Below are 1,578 nucleotides of genomic sequence, written 5' to 3'. Positions count from 1 at the left end.
GCCCGAAACCTCATCCCCGGCCAGAGCCAGGGGCGAGGCAACCGCATACTTTCTCCCACCACGGCGCGACAGCGACGCTGGACCGCTAGTCCATGATGCGCTGTGAAACGTAAGGGTGTTCCACTGCTCGGGATGGCCGTAGCTGTGGTTTCCAGTGATCTTGAGTGTCATGCTGGCGGTACTTGGAATGGCCATCGCACAGGGGGAACGCAATGCTTGGTGCCGGTCCGAAACGACTGGGAAATATGCCTCGGGTGCAGATAAGCATCGACAATCATGTTCAACCGCTGAAGATGCTGTTGTTTATCCGGTACGCCTGGTCATTATCGGAGGACCTGAATCTCCCCGAGCTCCGGCCAGTGCCTGAGATAGGGACATCAGCCTTGCCTGATACCGAAAATAAGCAGGTATGGGATCAACGCTGGACGCTGGAATGGCACCGGACGTGGGAATGGTACGACTCCAGGGAAAGCCAGCAGGCGCCGGTCTCCCAGGAAGTGATGATCCGGGTTTCTCGTCCCCGGCAGCCGCTTCACCCCATCGTTCCACCGTTCTGGATGACGGAATATGGCACCGTCGGGATTGATCGCGCCGCCTTTTTTGAATGGGACCGCCTTACGACGGCCCTGAAGCCAAATCCCTATCCGAAACTACCACTTGTCGATGCCTGGCAGAGGGGGATCAGAAACATCACCGTCCTCCCATATTCCGGCTACTTCGCAGAGCTTCGAAATGCGACCCATCTAGTCGTGTCCGAAAATACGATGAACGATCATGCACAGTTCTTGGAGGCCTTGGGCTAGAGACTTCTAGGGAAGTCGACTTCAGAGGTTCGGGTCAATCTGCTGGCCATAGTCACAAACGTTGATCGCTCGGTTTTGGTGCCTCCGAGGAACCACGGTCTCCTTTGAGGGTTCCATTGGCTTTAGCGCGGGTAGCCGGTGTCGTCTGTTCCTTGGACTCGATCTACTACGCCAACACTGATTGGCGCCCGAGTCGAGAATAGGGCGTTAACCTGTCCTGCGACCACGACGCAGACAAGAGCGAGTATGGGGTTTCCCGGTTGCATAACTGTCATGAGCAACCCTGCCGCTATGGCCGCAAAGGCGAACAAAGCAGCGGCGATCAATTTACGACGATCCCGTGTCAGGACGTATCTTCTTTTCTTTCCTTCGCCCCAAACTAGACGCCAGGCCATAACAACGATCACGACAGCCGAAACAGGAATCATGACCAAAGCAACTTCAACAATTGCGTTGGTCCGTGGGATTGCCAAAACGACATCAACAGCCAGGAATGCCAGCAAAAGTTGACTCACTGCTCCGAGGGCCCGTTCTTTGCCGTCGCTGCTGGTCATGTACTAATCCAAGAACTGGTTATTCGCAAAGTCAACAGCGTGCCGAACGGAGCCAGTTGGAGCTTGCGTTCGCCCGTGTTTCCACACTTGGCAGCGACCACCTGAGGAACCCTTCACGGCACAAGCCGCTAGGTCTAATACGAAAGTAAGGTTCGTCAGGCTGCGGTGGCCGGGGTGATGGTGACGTTGAAGCCTAGGCTGTTGAGTTTTTTGATGGCGTT

Annotated in this window: 2 protein-coding genes; one reads left to right on the top strand and one right to left on the bottom strand. The window is 55.6% G+C overall.

What is annotated here, in order from left to right:
* The first annotated feature begins 254 nt into the window (after positions 1–254).
* The gene (locus ACFTR6_RS22070) at positions 255–803 is read left to right on the top strand and encodes a hypothetical protein (RefSeq protein ID WP_140416316.1); all 549 of its coding nucleotides are present in this window, start codon (positions 255–257) and stop codon (positions 801–803) included.
* A 122-nt stretch (positions 804–925) separates the two neighbouring features.
* Here the strand turns inward: ACFTR6_RS22070 and ACFTR6_RS22065 are convergent, their stop codons facing one another.
* Positions 926–1,357: a hypothetical protein gene (locus ACFTR6_RS22065; protein ID WP_140416315.1), complete on the bottom strand. Its 432-nt coding sequence runs from the start codon at positions 1,355–1,357 to the stop codon at positions 926–928.
* Positions 1,358–1,578: the final 221 nt, after the last annotated feature.

Source organism: Arthrobacter sp. NPDC057009 (assembly GCF_042673905.1).
Lineage (GTDB): Bacteria > Actinomycetota > Actinomycetes > Actinomycetales > Micrococcaceae > Arthrobacter.
The sequence above is the reverse complement of the archived record's forward strand: the minus strand, read 5'-3'. Positions and strand labels throughout refer to the sequence as shown.